12 protein-coding genes are annotated in these 19,091 nt (G+C 35.4%); 8 read left to right on the top strand and 4 right to left on the bottom strand.

What is annotated here, in order from left to right; translation table 11 throughout:
• Positions 1–62: 62 nt before the first annotated feature.
• Together fucP and NU08_RS16050 are read right to left on the bottom strand one after the other, a co-directional pair.
• Positions 63–1,367 (bottom strand): L-fucose:H+ symporter permease, encoded by a 1,305-nt coding sequence (gene fucP / locus NU08_RS16055; protein ID WP_129748131.1) that lies wholly within the window; start codon positions 1,365–1,367, stop codon positions 63–65.
• Between the two features lie 302 nt (positions 1,368–1,669).
• Complete coding sequence (locus NU08_RS16050; RefSeq protein WP_129748130.1) at positions 1,670–2,743, bottom strand: Gfo/Idh/MocA family protein; 1,074 nt, start codon at positions 2,741–2,743, stop codon at positions 1,670–1,672.
• Positions 2,744–3,193: 450 nt separating this feature from the next.
• On the opposite strand from NU08_RS16050, the gene NU08_RS16045 reads away from it, so the two are divergent.
• The 3 genes from NU08_RS16045 to NU08_RS16035 all read left to right on the top strand — a co-directional run bounded on the left by NU08_RS16045 (position 3,194) and on the right by NU08_RS16035 (position 6,024).
• Positions 3,194–4,207 carry a zinc-binding alcohol dehydrogenase family protein gene (locus NU08_RS16045; RefSeq protein ID WP_129748129.1) on the top strand — a complete coding sequence of 338 codons (1,014 nt, stop codon included), beginning with the start codon at positions 3,194–3,196 and terminating at the stop codon, positions 4,205–4,207.
• Positions 4,208–4,389: 182 nt separating this feature from the next.
• Positions 4,390–5,187: an SDR family oxidoreductase gene (locus NU08_RS16040; protein ID WP_129748128.1), complete on the top strand. Its 798-nt coding sequence runs from the start codon at positions 4,390–4,392 to the stop codon at positions 5,185–5,187.
• Between the two features lie 6 nt (positions 5,188–5,193).
• Positions 5,194–6,024: an amidohydrolase family protein gene (locus NU08_RS16035; RefSeq protein WP_129748127.1), complete on the top strand. Its 831-nt coding sequence runs from the start codon at positions 5,194–5,196 to the stop codon at positions 6,022–6,024.
• A 338-nt stretch (positions 6,025–6,362) separates the two neighbouring features.
• On the opposite strand, the gene NU08_RS16030 is transcribed toward NU08_RS16035, so the two are convergent.
• Positions 6,363–8,039 (bottom strand): glycoside hydrolase family 28 protein, encoded by a 1,677-nt coding sequence (locus tag NU08_RS16030; protein WP_129748126.1) that lies wholly within the window; start codon positions 8,037–8,039, stop codon positions 6,363–6,365.
• Between the two features lie 430 nt (positions 8,040–8,469).
• Between NU08_RS16030 and NU08_RS16025 the strand changes: the two genes are divergently transcribed.
• From NU08_RS16025 to NU08_RS16015, 3 genes are all read left to right on the top strand, one after another.
• The gene (locus tag NU08_RS16025; protein WP_129748125.1) at positions 8,470–10,986 is read left to right on the top strand and encodes an L-rhamnose mutarotase; all 2,517 of its coding nucleotides are present in this window, start codon (positions 8,470–8,472) and stop codon (positions 10,984–10,986) included.
• 146 nt (positions 10,987–11,132) lie between these two features.
• Positions 11,133–12,197: a Gfo/Idh/MocA family protein gene (locus NU08_RS16020; RefSeq protein WP_129748124.1), complete on the top strand. Its 1,065-nt coding sequence runs from the start codon at positions 11,133–11,135 to the stop codon at positions 12,195–12,197.
• Complete coding sequence (locus tag NU08_RS16015; RefSeq protein WP_129748123.1) at positions 12,194–13,774, top strand: sodium:solute symporter; 1,581 nt, start codon at positions 12,194–12,196, stop codon at positions 13,772–13,774. The genes NU08_RS16020 and NU08_RS16015 overlap by 4 nt, the downstream gene beginning before the upstream one ends.
• A 334-nt stretch (positions 13,775–14,108) precedes the next feature.
• Here NU08_RS16015 and NU08_RS16010 read toward each other — a convergent pair whose 3' ends face one another.
• Positions 14,109–15,320: an MFS transporter gene (locus NU08_RS16010; RefSeq protein ID WP_129748122.1), complete on the bottom strand. Its 1,212-nt coding sequence runs from the start codon at positions 15,318–15,320 to the stop codon at positions 14,109–14,111.
• Between the two features lie 101 nt (positions 15,321–15,421).
• Between NU08_RS16010 and NU08_RS16005 the strand changes: the two genes are divergently transcribed.
• Together NU08_RS16005 and NU08_RS16000 are read left to right on the top strand one after the other, a co-directional pair.
• Positions 15,422–16,240 carry an AraC family transcriptional regulator gene (locus NU08_RS16005; protein WP_242502572.1) on the top strand — a complete coding sequence of 273 codons (819 nt, stop codon included), beginning with the start codon at positions 15,422–15,424 and terminating at the stop codon, positions 16,238–16,240.
• Between the two features lie 543 nt (positions 16,241–16,783).
• Positions 16,784–18,970: a family 78 glycoside hydrolase catalytic domain gene (locus NU08_RS16000; protein WP_129748121.1), complete on the top strand. Its 2,187-nt coding sequence runs from the start codon at positions 16,784–16,786 to the stop codon at positions 18,968–18,970.
• Positions 18,971–19,091 lie beyond the last annotated feature (121 nt).

Below are 19,091 nucleotides of genomic sequence, written 5' to 3'. Positions count from 1 at the left end.
AAACATGACTAAAAGAAAACGCCTCCAATTGGAGGCGTTTTTGATTTTATAGTGTTTGAGTTTTATTCAGAAACCGCTTTCACTTTATGCCCAAAAGCTCCAAAAGAAAGAATGATCAAAAAGCAAACTAAAGGAATAATATATCCTGACTGAATATCATCATGATTCATATCGATTAAAGTTCCCATTCCGTACGGAATAATAGCACCGCCAACAATTGACATTACTAACCAAGAAGAACCTGTTCCAGTATTCGATTTTAAGCCTTTAATTCCTAAAGAGAAAATCGTTGGAAACATAATTGACATAAAGAACCCGATTCCTCCAAGAGCATAAATTACTGCAATTCCAGAACCGTAAATTGCCACTAGACAAAGCAATGTACTCATTATGCAATAGATAGAAAGCAGAACATAATCTTTTACAAATTTTAAAAAGAATGTTCCAATAAAACGTCCTGCCATAAAAAGGAAGCCGTAAACTCCTAAATAATATCCAGCTGTTTTTTCATCTAAGCCAGCTCCTTGCTGTGCAATTCTAATAAAGAAACTAGTAATGCAAACTTGAGCTCCAACATAGAAAAACTGAGCGACAACGCCCCAGCTTAAATGTCTGAATTTTAAAACTGAGAAAAATCCAGGCTTGATTTCAGCTTCTGTATGAGTAGCTTTCATTGAAGGCAATTGCACAAAATAGAAGATAACAGCAACTAGAACTAAGATGCTTCCCAATACAATATATGGCATTTTTACAGAAGCCGCCTCACCTAAAAGATAAGCTGCTTTTTCGGCTTCAGGCATTGCAGCCATTTGTTCTGGCGTATGATTGGTTCCTGAAAGAATAAATAACGAACCCACAATAGGAGCAACCATTGCGGCCAATCCGTTAAAAGATGCCGCTAAATTCAATCTTTTGGAAGAAGATTCTGCTGGTCCTAAAATCGCAGCGTACGGATTTGCACTTGTTTCTAAAATGGTTAAACCACAGCCAATTACAAAAAGAGCAAATAAAAACAATTCATAAGTTCTGGTATTCGCAGCAGGAACGAACAAAAAAGCTCCAACAGCAAAAACTAATAGTCCAGTTATGATACTATTTTTATATCCAAACCTTTTGATAAGCATTCCCGCAGGAATCGCCATAATAAAATAAGCAAAAAATACAGAAGTATCAATTAAAGTAGATTGACGGTTATTTAATTCGCACGCTTTCTTTAAGTGAGGAATTAATACGGAATCAAGATTATGGGCCATTCCCCAAAGAAAAAATAGGCATGTAACTAAAATAAAAGGAAGCAGATATTGTTTTTGATTTCCGCCTTCGGTTGGCACTTCATGTTGATCGCCGGCTTGGTTTGTAATTTGCATTGTTTAGATAGTTTTTAGTTTATTTTTTAAAGGTGGTAAGGTTCTGAGATACTGAGATTCTAAGTTTTTTTTGCAACAAAGACAATAAGTCGCAAAGTTTTTAAATAACTCGATATCTTAGCAGCAGCAAGTCATCGCGTATTTAAACGTCGTTTGTCGTCGATTGGATAATCTTCGAAGAAGTTGGGTTGAAATACATAATTTTATTTTTTTATCGGTGATGCTCTTTTAAATAAAAGCTAAAACACTTTTTTTGAAGAGACTTAAATTTTGTTTTTTAGTTTTGAAATATAGTGTTTTAATTACACTTCATCAAAAGAAATTCCGCCGTTTTTACTGCTCACGTAACAGGCTTCCACAATCTTCATTGTTCCTAAAACATCTTGAACGCTTGCAGACAAGTTTTGGTCAGAACCTTCTTTGTAACGCATCAGATTAGACATTGCTCCGATGAAAGCTTCAGGAAACCATGAACCTTCGAGTTTTACTTCTGTCCATTCGTATTCATTTTCATTATCTTTTTTTGGAAGCGCATACTCAAAAACGTCCGGAAGACCGTCAGGATAATTCATCAATAATCCCATTTTTGCTTTAATAGCGCCCTTTGTTCCTTCCCATTTAATATAGCTTTCTTCATGCTTTGGACCAAAATGATGATCGTGATTTGTATTGATTACCACATGGATATTTTCGCCATAATCCAAAATAATCGTAGATCGGCTTGATGATATTTTTTTAAGAGGATGCTTGAATGTTTTCGCCATTACGCTTTTCGGATTTCCCAGAAAAGATCGAATACAGTCAATATAATGAACACTATGGAAAAGAATTTCCAACCTCGGATGTTCCTTAATTAGAGGAAACAGTTCCCAAGGCGTATTTACAGTTACTTTGAATTCTAAATCGTATAATTCGCCAATAATTCCCTGATCTATTAAATATCTTGCGGCGCTTACAAAAGAAGCAAAACGCAATTGGAAATTAATTGCGGCAACTAAATTTTTTCTTTCACAGACTTCTACTATTTCGCGTGCTTGGGCTAAATCATTTCCCATTGGTTTCTGAATTAAAACTGCAGCTCCGTCAGGTAATTGCTCCAGAATTTCAATGTATTGATCGGGCAAAACTGTAATGTCATAAACAGCATTCGATGGCGCATTTTTTACAGCATCTGCAATAGTTTCAAAAACATGATCTATTTTGAATTCTTTCTGCAAATCATAAGCTTTTGAAATTGTTCTGTTGGTAATGCCAAAAACTTTAAAACCAGCCATTTCATAAGCAGGAAGATGCGCATCTTTTACAATACCGCTTGCTCCAATAATTACAATAGGCTGTTCTGTTTGGGGAAGTAGAGGTTTATAGGGAATATTCATTTCTTATATATTTTGAATTTGAGCCTGCCACGTTTAATTTTTGATGGAGCTGTTTCATATGTTCTTAACTAATTCTGAAAATGTAATCGATTGAAATAATAAATGTAAAAAACACAATTACAAAAGTAGAAATAAGATTTAAATAGGCAAGAAATCGTTTCTTTTTAAGAAATCTTTTTTAAATAAATTGATGATTCTTGATGCAATTTTTACAAACCATTTAAAAAATGTTATAAAAATTTAAAGTTTAACTATTTTATTAAGTCGAAAAACAAAATTTATCTCGATATTAATTTTTAAAAAGTATTTTTGTAATTGTAATTTTTACATTTATTAGTTTTGCTTTGTTGTTTTTTGAAGAATTGCAATGAAACATTAATTGATAACTTATTTTAGGAACGAGCAGACAAAGCTGTAACATATCAAAAATAAAATTTAAGAAAGAATAAAATGAAATATATTGTTTGCGAAAAACCGCAGGAATTTCTATTAAAAGAAACCAGTATTCCAGAACCAAAAGAGGGCGAAGTTTTATTGAAAATTAAAAGAATCGGAATCTGCGGAACTGATATTCACGCTTTTGGAGGCACTCAGCCTTATTTTGAATATCCAAGAATTTTAGGCCACGAATTGGCGGCTGAATATGTAAAAGGAAATGCAGCAGGTTTTAAACCTGGAGATAAAGTAACTTTTATTCCGTATTTCAACTGCGGTAAATGCGTAGCGTGCCGAAACGGATTGACGAATTGTTGTGTAAATATTAAAGTTTTCGGAGTTCATATTGATGGCGGAATGGCTGAGTATGTTTCGATTCCGGAACAATATTTATTGCACGGTCAAGGATTAGATTACGATGAACTGGCTTTGGTTGAACCATTAGCAATTGCAGCGCACGGAGTTAGAAGAGCAGCTGTAAAACCAACGGATACGGTTTTAGTAATGGGAGCAGGACCAATTGGAATTGGTTTGATTCAGTTTGCTAAAATTGCAGGTGCAAAAGTAATCGTAATGGATATCAACGATTACAGATTAAACTTCTGCAAAACAGAACTAAATGCAGATGAAACAATTAATCCATTAAACGATGACGTTGCTCAAAAATTAGCTGAATTAACCAACGGAGATATGGCAAATGTGGTAATTGATGCGACTGGAAATCAGAAAGTAATGAACAGCGCTTTTAATTATATTTCGCATGGCGGAAGATTTGTTTTGGTTGGACTTCAAAAAGGCGAATTGAGTTTCAGTCATCCTGATTTCCACAAAAGAGAATCGACTTTAATGAGCAGCAGAAATGCTACGATCGAAGATTTTGAATATGTAATGAAATGCCTGAAAGAAGGAAAAATCGATCCTAAAAAATATATCACGCACAGAACTAATTTTGATGGAATGATTGCTGATTTTGGGAATTTGATTGATCCTAAAAATAATGTAATTAAGGCGTTGATTGAAATAGAATAATTTTTTTTAAACACATAGAAACATAGAGTTTTTTGTTTCTCGAAAGAGAATAGAAAGAAACTAGTTTCTAACACATAGCTATGTGTGTTAATGCAAGTGAAACGCCTTTATGCGATTCCAAAATCTATGTTTCTATGTGTTTAAAAAATCTAACTACTACTAAACTTTAAATACCCACAAAAATGGATTTAAACTTAAAAAATAAAATAGTTGTTGTTTCTGGTTCGGCTGGAAAAGAAGGCAGTATCGGAGAAACAATCGTTAACAGATTGGCTGATGAAGGTGCAATCGCAGTTTTAGTTGACAGAAATGCAAGAGGTTTTGAATATGTAGAAAGACTTCAAAAAAGAGGAGTAAATTCACTGTTTGTACAAACTGATGTAACCGATCCTCTTGCAATAGAAAACGCTGTAAAAGTAATTGGAGCTAAGTACGGAAGAATCGATGCCATAATTAATAATGTTGGCGTAAATGACGGAGCAGGATTAGATTCAAGCTACGAGGATTTTATGAATTCTTTGAAATTGAATGTGGTAAGTTATTTTCTTTTAGCTAAATATTCACTTCCATACTTAAAAGAATCCAAAGGAAATATTTTAAATATCGGTTCAAAAGTTGCCTTAACTGGACAGGGCGGAACTTCGGGTTACGCTGCTGCGAAAGGCGGGGTTTTGGGCTTAACGAGAGAATGGGCTGTCGATTTGATTCAGTACGGAATTCGTTCGAATGCGATTATTATTGCCGAAAGTTATACACCTGCGTATGAAGATTGGATTAAAACATTGCCAGATGGAGAAGCGGTCTTGAAAAAAATTAGTAAAACGATTCCATTAGAAAACCGAATGACAAAAACAGAAGAAATTGCAGATACAGCTCTTTTCATCATTTCTGAAAAATCATCCCATACGACAGGACAATTTGTTTTTGTGGATGGAGGTTACGTACATTTAGATCGTGCATTAATCAGCGATGTTAATTAAAAAGTTATGAGTAAAAGAATAGATTCACATCAGCATTTTTGGGTATTTGATCCCGTTCGAGACAGCTGGATTGATGAAACGATGCAGAATATTCAAAGAGATTTTCTTCCTGAAGACTTAGAACCATTATTAAAAGAAAATCAGTTTGAAGGTTGTGTTGCTGTTCAGGCAAGCCAATCGGAAGAAGAAACTCAGTTTTTATTGGATTTAGCTTCTAAAAATGATTTTATAAAAGGAGTTGTAGGTTGGATTGATTTAAGAAATGAGAATATTGAGGATCGTTTGCAATTCTTTTCAGATCAAAAAAAACTGAAAGGTTTTAGACATGTTGTTCAGGGCGAAGCAGATGATTTTATGGATGGAGCAGAATTCAGAAGAGGAATTACCGCTTTAGAACCATTTAATTATACTTATGATATATTGATTTTTGAGCGTCAATTGCCAGCGGCTATTAGTTTGGTTAAAGATTTTCCAAACCAAAAATTTGTAATCGATCATATTGCAAAACCAGATATTAAATTAGGAAGCATTGAAAGCTGGAAAAAAGGAATTGAAGAAATTGCGAAATACGATAATGTTTGGTGTAAAATTTCTGGAATGGTCACAGAAGCCGATTGGAAAAACTGGAAACCAGAAGAATTGAAACCCTATTTAGATATAATTTTTGAAAACTTTTCAATTGATAAATTGATGTATGGATCTGATTGGCCAGTTCTAAATGTAGCTTCAGATTATAATGAAGTAGTAAAAACTTTAGAAGATTATATTTCGAAGTTTTCTGTTGAAGACCAGAATAAAATTTGGTTTGAGAATGCGAAGGAGTTTTATAAGCTATGAGTTGTTATGAGTTAGCTCATAGATTATAAGAGCCTGAAAGGCTCACATCATGAACACTGGGCAACGCCCAGTGACAGCAAATAGTAAGAAGTAAAAAAGCCCTGCAAGGGCGTAAGCATTAATCGTCACGTAATTGCTTACGCCCTTTCAGGGCTTTATAATGTAGGTTTATGAAAAATCATAGGGCGTTGCCCTATGGTGATGCTTTTAAGGCCTTTGGCCTCTTATTCTAGGAATGATAAAAACATAGCCTGTAGTTTCAACTACGGTAAAACAAAACGAGACGTGACAATATTACGTCCCGTGGTTGAAACCACGGTTTATGTTTGAAAAGGGTTCTAGAATTTAACCGCTTTCTTAGATACATTTTTATCAATAGTCGTCGTCTTCGAAAAATTTACCGAAGAACCACTTAAATCAATATTCTTGCTCGCTTCACCATTAATCGTAATAGCATTTGATGAAGAAGGATTAAACTCGATATTTTTCAGCGAAAGATTTTTTGTATTGTAAATTTCAAAAGCATTTTTGGCTTCAATATCCAATTGTGTGTTACTGATTTTAATTCCGTTAGCGTCAATTATAGAAAAGCCTTTTTGTGCTTTAGCAATTAGGTTTGAAATTTCAATATTCTCTAAATTCATTTCAGGAAGACCTTGCAAAAATACCGCTTGCTGAGCACCTTTAATTGTGATGTTTTTGATCACGATATTTTTAAACTGAGGCGTTTCTTCGTTTACCGGAATTGCTTTTGTGCTCACGGTATTTCCGCCTTCAGCCAAAGTTTCAGCGATTGATTTTCCTCCATAATACAAATCAAAAGAAATCGCTTGTGATGGAATATCAGTCATAAAAACATCAGAGATGAAGATGTTTTCTACAACACCGCCACGTCCGCGTGTGCTTTTGAAACGAAGTCCAACATCAGTTCCCATAAAAGTGCAGTTTGAAACATGAAGGTTTTTTACTCCTCCCGACATTTCACTTCCAACGGTAACACCGCCATGTCCATGATAAACGATATTATTTTTTACAATGATATTTTCGCATGGAACGCCTCTGTCGCGTCCGTCTTTATCTTTACCCGATTTAATACAGATGGCATCGTCACCTACATCAAAACTTGAATTTTCAATTACTACATTTTTACAAGATTCCACATCGAGACCATCACCATTTTGAGAAAACCATGGATTACGAACGGTTATGTTTCGAACAATTAAATCTTCAATCAATAAAGGATGAATATTCCAAGCTGGAGAATTTTGGAAAACAGATCCGTCAAACATTACTCGTTTACTATTTTGAATGCTGACCAAAACAGGACGTAGAAAATCATGAATCGCTTCAAAATCTTCTTTCGTTTTCAAGTCAAGACGAATGTTCTGATCTGCTCCTTTAGCACCTTTTAAATATTGTTCAGAAGGATACCAGCTGTCCTTTTTTTCGTTTAAAACACCGCCAGAAGCGACAATTTTTTTCCATTGCTCGTCTGTCAGTTTGCTTTTTTTGACTTGTCGCCATGCTTCACCAGAACCGTCCCATACGCCATTTCCAGTAAAAGCGATATTCTCTAAGTTTTTTCCGTAAATAGGAGAAATACAACGCCAAGTGTTTAAACCTTCAAAGCTGGTTTCTATAATAGGATATAAAGATTTATCAGTAGAAAATTTAATCAACGCACCTGTTTCAGCATGCAATTCGATATTGCTTTTTAGAATGATTGGACCAGTCAGCCAAATTCCTGGCGGAATAATTAGTTTTCCACCGCCTTTTTTAGACAATGCATCTATGGCATCAGCAAAAGCTTTTGTATTCAAAACATAACCACCGTTTACCGCTCCAAAGTCTTTTAAATTCACGCTGTATTGCGGAATTACAGGTTCTTGAACTTCAGCCATTTTAAACTCAATATTTTTATAAGTATCAGCAGATTTTTGTGCAGAAACTGTATTGAAACTCAAAGCAAAAGAGGCGAGAGCTATACATAAAATGTTAATTCGGTTAGTTTTCATTCTTATTTGTATTATAGTTAAAAGTCTTTCAGGGAAATCAATTTACTATTAAATCCTTTTTTATTCTGTGAATTTTTATTCAATAAATAAAATTACAGTTTTTTAATTTGAAATATTTAATGTAATCGATTACACAAATCTATTAAAAAAATAATATGAAATGACAGTTTTAGTGAGTTTATAACAGATTTTTTATGAATTTAACTTTTTTAATTGGGAAATTAGAAGATAATTAAAAGCCGAATTTTCGAAATGAATGTCTTGAAGCCAATATTACAGGAGGGTACAGGATGCACGTAATTTTATATTCTTTTAAATTGTCCCTGTTATTTGGTAAAAGTGTTAAAAATACAATTATTTGTAAAAATTATAGCGCTTTAAATAAATGCCTCGTAATTTTAGCTGAAGAAAAAAATCAATACTATAAATAATGCGTTTAATTCCTTTCAACAAATTACTGATTGTTTTTTTAATGGTATTCACACTTTCAGCAAGTGGAGCTGAAATCTGGGTTTCGCCATCAGGAAAAGATTCGAATATCGGAACAAAATCAAATCCGCTGGCAACGGTTCACATGGCAATACGAAAAGCCAGAGAACTTCGTCGTTTAAAAGATCCATCAATAAAAGACGGGATTCGTATTATAGTAATGAACGGAACGTATTATTTAAACGAGCCTTTATTTGTGCGCCCTGAAGATTCTGGAACTGCGGACAGTCCGACAACAATCGAAGCCGATGTAAATGCAAGACCAATTATAAGCGGTGGAATCGAAATCAAAAACTGGACAAAATCGACAACCGTAATAAACGGATTGAAAAAAGGTTCAGTTTGGGTGGCAGATGCACCAACAAAAGCAGGAACTTTAATTGATTTCAGACAATTATGGGTAAACGATAAAAAGGCAGTTAGAGCTAAAAATACGGCTGGAAACTCGATGGAAAGAATTTTGTCTTGGGATCATGAATCACAGACTTGCTGGATTCCGTTTAAAGATAAATCGGTTAAGTTCGAACCTGGAATGGAAATGTTTATTGTACAATGGTGGTCGAATGCGAATCTTAGAATTAAAAATATTGAAGTTCAGAAAGACAGCGCCAGACTTTCTTTTGAAGAACCTGAAAGCCGAATTCAAAGCGAACATCCTTGGCCAGCTCCGTGGATTTCTAAAAACAACGGAAATTCGGCTTATTTCTTAAACAACGCTTTTTCGCTTTTAAATGAACCTGGCGAATGGTATTTGGACAAAAAAAATGCTAAAATCTATTATATTCCAAGAGCTGGAGAAGATATTAATTCAGTTAAAGTTACCGCTCCGGTTTTGGAAAACCTTTTAGAAGTAAAAGGAACAATAGATTCTCCTGTACATCATTTTCAGTTTAAAGGAATTTCATTTCAGTACAGCAACTGGCTTCGTCCTTCACAGCAAGGTCATGTGCCGTTGCAGTCTGGCTTGTATTTGCTGGATGCTTACAAATTGAAACAGCCGGGAACGCCAAATCAGGCGAATTTAGAGAATCAGGCTTGGGTTGGAAGACCTCGCGCTGCCGTAGAAGTGAATTATGCTAATAATATTCAATTTGAATTGTGTCGTTTTGAGCATTTGGCTTCGACTGGCTTAGATTTAAATAAAGGAACAAATCACAATACGGTAAAAGGAAATTTATTTAAAGATATTGGCGGAAGTGCCATTAATGTTGGAATTTTTTCTGAGGAAGCTTTTGAAGCGCATTTGCCTTTAATCATAAAAGACAAAAGAGAAATGTGTTCGGATGAAGTAATCGCTGATAATTTAATCACCAACGTAACCAATGAAGATTGGGGAACTTTGGGAATCAGCGCTGGTTTTGTTCGAAATATTACGATTGAACACAACGAAATTTCAGATGTATCATACTCAGGAATCGCGATGGGCTGGGGCTGGACACACACGCCTAATGTGATGCAAAACAATAAAATTCTAGGAAATAAAATTCATCATTATGCGAAACATTTGCATGATGTTGCTGGAATTTATACGCTTTCGGCTCAGCCAGGAAGCCGAATTGAAGAAAATTATATTGACAAAGTTTACAACAGTCCGTATGCACACGATCCGTTTTTATGGCTGTATTTATACACGGATGAAGGAAGCGAAGGTTTTACGATTAAAAACAACTGGATTGCTGAAAAGAAAATCCTTAAAAATCATAACGGACCAAAAGGAAATATTTGGGAACATAATGATCCTTATGTAAGTTCAAAAATTAAAGATGCAGCCGGAATTAGAGCACCTTACAAAGATTTAGAAAAAGAGGTCGTAATCGATGAAAAATGGGGATTGCAGGAAATGCCAAAACCGTATGCAATCGAATTAATAGGTTCTGATTTTGATATTGAAAAAATCAAATCGACTTTAACTGGATTTAGAATTGTAGGTCAGGAATTGTACCAATGGAAAAATCATTTGGTGATTTATGGAAAAATGAATCAGCCGGAAAGAACGAAGCGAAAATTGGCGGGCGCTTTTCCATCATTACAAATTAAAATCTATGAAGATCTGGTTTACGATTTCCAAAACTTCGAAAGATGTAAAGATTCAAAACCAGCATCGGATTGGGAAAATGTAGTTTTAATAGCGAATCTTCCTGCTGATGAAAAGTTGCAAAAAGAATACGTGGAGTATCATAAAACGCAATTCGAGAAATGGCCAGAAGTTGCCAAAGGTTTCTGTAATGCCGATTTCCAGCAATTGCAAGTTTTCAAAAAAGACAGACAATTAATCTTGGTAATCAGTATTCCGAAAGGAGAAAATCTGGACAAACTAAATCCGAAAACAACACAAAATAATCCTCGTGTAGATGATTGGAACGCTTTAATGAAAAAATACCAATCTGGAATTGAAGGCGCAAAACCAGACGAAACTTGGATTTTCTTAGATAAGGTGAATGTGGAAGAGAAAAAATAGAAGAAAGAGACAAGAAGAAAGATTTTCTGGAGAATCAAGAAGAAAGAAAATCTGCCCAATCTGCTGAATCTGCGTCAAAAAATAAAACTAACCTCAGAGAAGATTTCGGAAATAATCTAAACTCAAAAATCTAAAATAATATACCCATGTTAAAAATAGCCATTCTAGGACTTGGAGAAGGACGAAGCACAATGTCGGCTGCAATAGAAAGTTCAAAACTAGAACTCGTTAAAATATGCGACCGAAACGAAGAATTGTGCAAACAGCGCGCAAAAGAATTCGATTTTCATTCGTACACCACTAATTACGACGATTTACTAAACGACGCGTCAATTGATATTATCGCGATTTATACGCCAGATCATTTGCATGCACAACACGTAAAACAAGCTTTATTGAGCGGAAAACATGTCGTTTGTACAAAACCTTTTATCGATGATCTTTCGGATGCAAAAGAATTGCTAGAATTAAGCAAATCAACTGGAAAAAAAGTTTTTATTGGTCAAAGTTCTCGTTTTTTCGAACCAGCCAAAAGACAAAAAGCAGATTACGAAGCAGGTTTAATAGGAGATTTAATTACGATTGAAGCACAATATCACGCCGATCACAGATGGTTTTTAAAGAAAGAATGGTCATTATTACAATCATTTAAATGGCTGTATGGAGGTTTGAGTCATCCTGTAGATTTTATTAGATGGTATTTGCCGAATATTCAGGAAGTAATGGGTTACGGAATGATCAGCAGTAACGGACAAAATGCAGGTTTAAAGAATGAAGATACGATGCACTTTATCTTTAAAGCAACTGACGGAAGAATTGCACGTGTAAGCGGTGTGTATACGTCTCCGACTCAGCCAGCACAACGCGACAGCGGAATGAGTACAATTCTGCGTGCTACGGAAGGAGCAAGTCAGGCCGATTATCATGAATTGCGTTATGCTATTACAGACAAAACTGGAGAAGAAAAAGTAATTACTTGGGGCGACAGTACGATAAAATATTATTTCCGTTTTGAAGGACAAAGTCATCATGGCGGAGAATATCAGAATTATTTAGAATATTTTGTAGACAGTATCGAACAAGGTTTTGAAGCGTATCCAAACATGGAAGAAGGAATTGGAACCGTAGCTTTATTACAAGCAATGGATAAATCGCTGCAAACTGGAATGCCGGTTAAAATTGCCGATATTCTTAATGAATACGGACTATGAACAGCATCTACGATAAATTAACCACGCTCGATTTTGTTATTGTTGCGGGTTATTTGGTGGCTTTACTAGTCATTGGATATGTGGTCAGTATGAAGCAGAGAAAGAAAAACGAAACGCTTTTTCTGGCGGGAAATTCCTTAAACTGGTACAGCATCGGTTTTAACATGTGGGGAACCAATGTTGGGCCTTCGTCATTATTGGCTTTTGCAAGTATTGGTTACGCTACGGGAATTGTAGCGGGAAATTTCGAATGGTATGCTTTTGTATTTTTACTGCTTTTGGCCATGGTTTTTGCACCAAGATATATTGCGAGCAAAGTAAGTACAATGCCCGAATATATGGGAAAACGCTACGGCGATAGTACCCAAAATATTTTGGCATGGTACGCTTTAGTAAAAATATTAGTAAGCTGGCTGTCTTTAGGATTATTCAGCGGAGGAGTTTTAGTGCGTCAGATTTTGGGAATTCCGATGTGGCAGAGCGTTACTGTTTTAGTGATTTTCTCTGGAATTTTTACTTTTGCGGGAGGATTAAAAGCGATTGCTAAAGTCAATGTTTTTCAGATGATTTTGCTGATCGTAGTTTCATTAACGCTTTCCTTTTTAGGTTTGCAAAAACTTGGCGGAATTGATGTTTTAATTGCCAAAACGCCCTCTAATTTTTGGAATTTAGTTCGTCCTTCTGATGATGCACATTATCCATGGCCAGCAATTTTGTTAGGATATCCTGTAGCGGCAGTTGCTTTTTTCTGTACGGATCAATCGATGGTGCAAAGTGTTTTAGGAGCTAAAAACTTAGAACAGGGACAATTGGGCGTCAACTTTATTGGATGGTTAAAAGTTATGGCGCTTCCGTTATTTATTTTACCAGGAATTTTGTGTTATGCCTTATATCCAGAATTAGGAAGTAATTCAGACTTAGCTTATATGACCATGGTTACAAACCTTTTTCCAAGCGGAATGAATGGTTTGGTTATCTGTGTAATGATTGCCGTTTTGGTGGGAACAATTGGTTCTTCTCTAAACGCTTTGAGCACCGTTTTTACGAATGATATTTATGTAAAGAAAATCAATCCAACGGCGTCGATTCAGGATCAGATTAAAATTGGACGTTTAACGATTGCTGCTGGATGTGTTTTTGCGATTCTAATTGCCGTTGCGATTGACAATATAAAAGGACAGAATTTATTCAACATTTTTCAAGCGGTTTTAGGTTTTCTGGCGCCTTCGTTATCTGTTGTTTTCCTTTTGAGTGTTTTCTGGAAACGCACAACCAAAAAAGCCGTAAATGCAACGCTTTCTTGGGGTTCTGCCTTTAGTTTGTTTGTTGGGGTTTTATACTTGTGGATTTTTCCTGCGGATAAATATCCAGTTTGGCCTCACTTTTTGTTGATTTCCTTTTACATTTTTGCTGTGCTTTTAATTACAGCAGTAATCATTTCTTTAACCGATAAAAATCCTGAAGTGAATGTTTCAGATGAAACGGATATTCCTAAAACTAGTAAAAAGGTTAAGCTTTTGTTTGGTTTGTTAGGGTTAACAATTTTCATTTTATATTTGGTTTTTAATGGGAATTAATAAACTCAAAGAACCTCAAATATAGCCCGTGGTTTCAACCACGGGAACGCAAAGAATATAACATTTCGTTTGTCAAAATATGTTTCCTGTGGTTGAAACCACGGGCTATGTTTTGAAAAAGATTGTAAATAAAGCAAATCTATTTTATAAGTTGCCTCCAGTTTTAACTGGAGGTGTATTTAGTAAAAATAGAAAAGGCTTTAGCCAAATTGTAGATATTTTGGCTAAAGCCTTTTGAGCTTTGTATTTTGTTTACATCCCGATTTATCGGGACGCAATTGAAACTTTTTTAAAATAAACCTTTGTGTCTTAGCGTCTTTGTGGCATAAAAAAATTACTCAGCCTTTTTTCTCCCTTCAATATTCGGCAAGAACCCCGTAATTACCCCAATCAAAGGCAGAAAAGCACAGATCTTAAATACATATTCAATACTCGTAGCATCGGCGATTTTTCCTAAAACAGCAGAACCCAATCCGCCCATTCCGAAAGCAAATCCGAAGAAAAGACCCGCTACAAGTCCGACTTTTCCAGGCATTAATTCAGTTGCATAAACCAGAATCGCTGAGAATGCCGAAGAAAGAATCAATCCGATAATTACAGATAAAGTTCCAACCCAGAATAAAGAAACATAAGGCAACATCAAAGTAAGCGGAGCAACGCCTAAAATAGAAACCCAGATTACATATTTACGTCCGAAACGGTCTCCAATTGGACCACCGATTAAAGTTCCTGCTGCAACAGCTCCCGAAAACAAGAATAAATACACTTGCGACTGTTGAATCGAGATATGGAATTTGTCAATCAAAAAGAACGTATAATAACTCGTAATACTGCTCATGTAGAAGTATTTAGAGAAAATCAAAACCAATAAAATTACAAGAGAAGCAATTACACGGTTTTTAGATAAATGATGTGTTTCAATTTTATGAGCCGATTTATTCGCATTTCTTTCAGATAAATGTTCTGTATACCAAACTGCAATTTTATACAAAGCAAAAACGCCGACCAAAGCAATAATACAAAACCAAGCCACATAACTTTGGCCATGTGGAATTACGATAAACGCAGCTAGCAAAGGGCCAATGGCACTTCCGGCATTTCCGCCCAATTGAAAAATGGATTGCGCTAAACCTCTTTTTCCGCCCGAAGCCAAATGCGCCACACGAGAAGATTCAGGATGAAAAATCGAAGATCCGATTCCGATTAAACTCACTGATAATAATAAGTATATAAAGTTAGAAGCGATTGAAACCATAAAAAGTCCGACCATCGTAAAACACATTCCAATAATCAGCGAATACGGTTTAGAATTTTTATCCGTATACATTCCCACAAAAGGCTGAAGGATAGAAGCTACGATTTGGTAGGTAAAAGTGATGATTCCGATTTGAGAGAAACTCAGGTTAAAGTTTTCTTTCAACAGCGGATAAATTGACGGCACTACAGCCTGTAAAAGGTCATTGACTAAATGAGAAAAACTGATAATAAAAAGTATCGAATACGTAGTTTTTTTAACTATGTCAGGATTTGCTTTAATAGTGTTCATGAGTTATTTTTTGATTCTTAATTTAGGTTTAAAAACAACAGCTGTATTATTTTTTACAAAATTGAAACAAATAACAATGTCAAAATTGCTATATTTGGACAATGAATAACCAGATTCGGACATATAGAATGGCGCAGGAACATGGATACAGAGAAGATCCATCGATTCCTGTTATTGGTTATACCGAAATGGTAACCAACGAAATGTGTATTTCACACTCGCACCCAAGAGGACAATTGATTTATGCTACTCGTGGCGTAATGAATGTTGTTGTGGGCAATCATATTTGGGTGGTAAATCCGTTGCAGGGTTTGTGGCTTCCGGGTGGAGTAGAGCATCAGGTTACTTTTCAGAAAGACGTTAATTACTACAGCGTTTTTATCGATCCGTCTGCAATGGCAGGATTGCCAGAGAAAAGTTTTTCATTTGATATTCCGATGTTTTTAAAACAATTGGTTTTCAAAATTATTTCTTTTGGAGTTGAAGGAAATTTAACTCCTCCACAACACAGAATCATATCGGTTTTTCTGGACGAATTGGCTTTAATAGAACCAAGCGCGACTTTCCTGCCAACAACCAATCACGAAAGATTGCAAAAAGTAGTCGAACTGATAATGGAAGATATCGCCAGCAAAAATACAATCGATTATTACGCTGAGCTTTCTTTTATGAGCAGTAGAACTTTGTCACGCTTATTTATCAAAGAACTCGGAATGAATTTCAGTGATTGGCGAACTCGTTTAAAATTGCTTGAAGCCATAAAACGTTTGGGCGAAAAACAATCCATAAAAGAAATCGCTTTCAATTTGGGTTACGAAAACACCAGTGCTTTCATTTATATGTTTAAAAAACATTTGGGCAAAACACCTTCTAATTATATTTTAGAAGATGAAAATGAATCTGAAAGGATGATTGCTTAGGTTTTGAGTGTAAATTGAACGCGGATGAGACGGATTTACTTCGTAAAGACAAGGATTTGCACGGATTTTTTCTTTTAGTTTTATCTAAAATTACCAGAATCATTGTCATTTCGACGAAGGAGAAATCTCCACGAGAAACTCGACAAAGATTGGACTTTCGTTGCGGAGTTACTTGCGAAGATTTGCTTCGCCTGTTCGCTATCGCTCGAGTCTCCTTCGTCGAAATGACAAAAATGCGGACAGCGCTTTCAAAATTAAGTGTTTATAAAAGCTCCTTAGATTTTTAGTTTCAAAACTTTAACAAAGCTATTGATAGTAAAAAAGAAAAAACCCGTTTTCATTCGCGTTTTCGCGATAGCAAATCCGTCTCATCCGCGTCCCATAAAATTCTAACATCATTTTTTTTAGTACTAAAAAAGTGATAAGCCATAATTTTTCCCTTAAAAAATTATCAAAAAGTACCCTTTTTTATGAAATAGCAGGATAGTGCAGGGTGTGAAATGTGATGAGAACACTTAACTTTAGTCCCAAAATACACTAACTATGCTAAACCGCTTTACCATTTTTAAAATTTTACTTCTTTTTGTTGCCTTTATTTTTTGTTTGCCATCATCGGCACAAGAAAAAACAAAAGAAGCGACATGGATCTGGTACCCAGGAGATTTCGAAGTTTGGTTAAGCAATAAAATGCAGGTAAGACGCACAGAACGCGAAGCTGTATTTCCTCCGCTTTGGCAATATTACAGTCCGTATGCTTTGGTTACTTTTCAAACAGAAGTAGATATTCCGCAACCAGACGACGTGAAAATTTACTCAGAAGGACCTTTTCAATTGCTTTTAGACGGCGTTCAGATTTACGGACAGCCAAAATCTATTGCAATTCCTGCCGGAAAACACAAAATCTCTTTTAAAGTCTACAATCAGGAAGTATTGCCGGCAATTTATATTAATGGAAAATATGTTAAATCTGATCCTTCATGGAAAGTAACCAATGAAGACAAACTTTGGATTGATGAAACCGGAAAAGCACAGCAATCCGGTACGCCATGGGTTCCTGTTGGTTCTTGGAATTTTAATTCGCCAGAAAGTAAACCTTCAGGATTCAAACTAACAACGAAACCTTTAAGCGCTAAAAAAACAGAAAAAATAGGAGCGGGTCAGTTGGTAGATTTCGGAAAAGAAACTTTTGGTTATATTAAAATTCACGGTTTAAAAGGAAAAGGGAAATTAGCGCTTTATTACGGTGAATCTCGCGAAGAAGCTTTGGATTCTGCTAAATGCGAAACTTTAGACCATTTATCTTTTGACGGAAAACAATCTGAAACTTATACGCATGACGGTTCGAAAGCATTTCGTTATGTTCAGGTACAAGCAGATGCAGGTGTAAAATACGATTCGATTTCAATGCTTTATGAATATCTGCCATTAGATTATCGTGGTGCATTCAAATCTTCAGACGAACAATTGAATAAAATTTGGGATGTGTCGGCTTATACTATGCATTTGACTTCTCGTGAATTTTTTATTGACGGAATTAAACGCGACCGTTGGGTTTGGTCTGGTGATGCTTATCAAAGTTATTTAATGAATTATTATTTATTCTTTGATTCGGCTTCTGTAGAAAGAACTTTGTTAGCGCTTCGCGGAAAAGATCCTGTAACGGCTCACGTAAATATTATAATGGATTATTCGCTGTATTGGTTTGTAGGTGTTTACGATTATTATTTGCACACAGGCGATACAAAATTCATCAAAACTTTTTATCCGAGAATGAAATCACTTATGGATTTCTGTTTAGAAAGAAGAAACAAAAACGGATTCCTTGAGCCATTAGAAGGCGACTGGGTTTTTATTGACTGGGCAGACGGATTGCCAAAAACAGGCGAAGTCAGTTTTGAACAAATGCTTTTAGCGAGAAGTTTAGAAGCTATGGCGGTAAGTGCTGAAATTGATGGAAAAACTGAAGACCAAAAACAATATCAAAAATTAGGAACTGATTTAAAAACCAAATTATTTGATGTTTTTTGGGATAAAAAAGAAAACGTGATGAAACACCAGCGTATCGATGGGAAAATACAAAACATCGTAACCAGATACGCTAATATGTTTGGTATTTTCTTCAATTATTTTAATGAAGAACAAAAACAAAGCGTAAAAAATAAAGTACTACTAAATAAAGATGTTCTTCAAATTACAACACCATATATGCGTTTTTATGAGTTGGAAGCTTTATGTGCGATAGGCGAACAGAATTATGTTTTAAAAGAAATGAAAGATTATTGGGGCGGCATGCTCAATGAAGGCGCAACCTCTTTTTGGGAAGAATACAATCCGAACAAAAAAGGAACGGAACATTTAACAATGTACGGTCGTCCTTACGGTAAAAGCCTTTGCCACGCTTGGGGAGCAAGTCCGATTTATTTGTTAGGGAAATATTATTTAGGTGTAAAACCAACTGCTCCAGGTTATTCAGAATACGAAATCAAACCTATTTTAGGCGGTTTAAAATGGATGGAAGGAAAAGTGCCAACACCAAACGGAGAAGTTGCTGTGTATTGCAGTACAAAAGAAATCAAAGTAAAAGCAGGCGAAGGAGAAGGAAAATTGATTTTTGAAAGTGCCAGCAAACCTAAAACAAACTCTGGAACAATTACTGAATTAGCAAAAAACAAATATCAATTGATTGTAAAACCGAATGTGGAGTACAAAGTGAGTTATAAGGCTTTGTGAGTTATGGGTTATGAGTTATGAGTTATGAGTGGTTAGTATTTAGTAATTAGTTCTTAGTTTATAACGAACAGTTTGTCATTCCTGTAAAGGTTAGATAATTCGGTAACAAAATTTAACTTTA

This window comes from Flavobacterium anhuiense (assembly GCF_004151235.1).
Taxonomy (GTDB): Bacteria; Bacteroidota; Bacteroidia; order Flavobacteriales; family Flavobacteriaceae; genus Flavobacterium; species Flavobacterium anhuiense_A.
This window is presented reverse-complemented; position numbering and strand designations above follow the sequence as displayed.